The sequence below is a fragment of the Acetobacter musti genome (genome assembly GCF_011516835.1).
In the GTDB taxonomy this organism is placed as follows: domain Bacteria; phylum Pseudomonadota; class Alphaproteobacteria; order Acetobacterales; family Acetobacteraceae; genus Acetobacter; species Acetobacter musti.
Window position 1 is genome coordinate 1 of sequence record NZ_WOTB01000097.1, and the last position, 1,694, is coordinate 1,694.

Annotated in this window: 2 protein-coding genes and 1 pseudogene; all 3 read right to left on the reverse strand. The window is 53.2% G+C overall.

The genetic code is table 11. The features are described from left to right. Positions 1-68 precede the first annotated feature (68 nt). Positions 69-805, reverse strand: a pseudogene (locus GOB93_RS20860) (IS3 family transposase); the annotation flags it as partial. A gap of 106 nt (positions 806-911) precedes the next feature. Beyond that, a complete protein-coding gene (locus tag GOB93_RS20865) occupies positions 912-1,205 on the reverse strand; it encodes a type II toxin-antitoxin system RelE family toxin (RefSeq protein WP_003618711.1) in 294 nt (97 codons plus the stop codon). Next, positions 1,202-1,462 carry a type II toxin-antitoxin system RelB/DinJ family antitoxin gene (locus GOB93_RS20870; RefSeq protein WP_173585269.1) on the reverse strand — a complete coding sequence of 87 codons (261 nt, stop codon included), beginning with the start codon at positions 1,460-1,462 and terminating at the stop codon, positions 1,202-1,204. The genes GOB93_RS20865 and GOB93_RS20870 overlap by 4 nt, the downstream gene beginning before the upstream one ends. Between the last annotated feature and the right edge of the window lie 232 nt (positions 1,463-1,694).

Sequence of the window (1,694 nt, forward strand, 5' to 3'; positions counted from 1 at the left end):
TGGCTTCTGAAAGGCCACATCAACAGGCCTTACAGAAGACCGCACACGATCACACGTCAATATGGGTCAGAAAACTCTTGCATAACGGACGGCAACCACAGAAGAAATCCCCGTTTCATGGGAATATATGTGATATCGGAACACCAGACCTGGTCAGGCCGATTGATGACCAGATTCCGCAGAAGATATGGATATTTCCGATGCTCCGGATGAGGCACACTCGTGCGCGGCTTCTGGTAGACCGCCCGCAGGCCCATGATCGCCATGAGCCGCCGGACCCGCTTGCGGCCGACTTCATATCCCAGGCGGCGCAGATACCATGTCATCTGCCGTGAGCCATAATATGGCGTTTCCAGGAACTGGGCGTCGATCAGCCGCATCAACGCCAGATTGGCCTCGCTCTGTGGCACTGGCCGATAGTAGACGCCAGACCGGTTCAGATGCAGCAGCAGGCATTGCCGGACAATGGAAAGGCGCGGTCGCTGTGGGTCAATCATCTGCCGCCTCTGATCACGCCCAACCGAGCAGAGGCATCGCGTAAAAAATCCCGTTCCACGAGAAGTTCGCCTATCTTCGCGTGCAGTTTCTCCACGTCAGCTGGGCTGACCGGGGGCTCAGCCACCGTCTTCCCGGAAAAGGTCGCCGCCATCCCCTCGATCGCCTGCCGTTTCCACTGGGCGATCATCGTCTGATGCACACCATGTTTCGACGCCAGTTTCGCCAGCGTCAGTTCCCCACGGATCGCTTCCAGGGCAACCCGTGTTTTGAACTCCGCCTCATACCTCTTGCGCGTAACCTTACCCATAAAACCTGCCCTCTCTCAGGTCGGATTATAGCTTATCGCCCTGTCTGAAAAATGGGGACCACCTCTGGAATGAGGCGGGAGCTGACTTTCTACCAAGAAAGTAAATTCACTCTGTTCGCTTCGAAGCCAGTTCATAAATCTCATTATCGGCTCTCCGGCCAACGGCAATTACATAGATGACGATCCGTTCGTCGATGACCTGATAAACAAGGCGGTAACCATCTTTCAGAAGCTTGATCTTATAAAACCCTGATAGGTCGCGATGCAGTTCGTTTCCTGGAGAGTGAGGGTTCCAGATCAGCTTTTCTAGCTTCTTTTCAAATTTCTTACGCACGCTGCCGTCAAGAGCATCCCACTCTCTGAGCGCTCTGTCGTCGAATTCAAGACAATACTCTTTCATTCGCGATGACGGCTCTTAAGCTCTGCAAAAGTCATACGATGCTTTTGGGCAGGGTTTTTTAGGCGTTCGCGCACAATCTCGATAAGCTCCGCATCCTCGTCTGTGACAAGCCTCCGCTTGACGGGAGAGCGACCCGTTTCAGCAATATACGCGAGCGTATCGCGCAGTGCGTCAGAAAGTGAAATGCCTTGAGCCGACAACTTCTCAACTGCGGCTGCCTTCAGCGTTTCATCTACCCGGAATGTAACAGCAGACATACAAAGCCTCCTTGCGTGTATGCACATATGTATCACGGTTGTTAGTACAAATGAAGCGAAAGATGGTCGATGCTGATGTCTGCATTCGAGAAACCTGATCGGTTGCGGAAACGGCAGAAAAGAGGCGAAAGCAGTCTGTCTGGATCTGTCTGCGTGGTTGCCGGAGCTTCTGTCCGGGTGACAGACTTATCCTCATGAAGTGAACTCTTTCGGGTCGAATTTCGCGGCAAGC

Coding starts and splice junctions, on each gene's coding strand:
- GOB93_RS20865 (WP_003618711.1), bottom strand. CDS start 1,205: ATGAAAGAGTATTGTCTTGAATTCGACGACAGAGCGCTCAGAGAGTGG.
- GOB93_RS20870 (WP_173585269.1), bottom strand. CDS start 1,462: ATGTCTGCTGTTACATTCCGGGTAGATGAAACGCTGAAGGCAGCCGCA.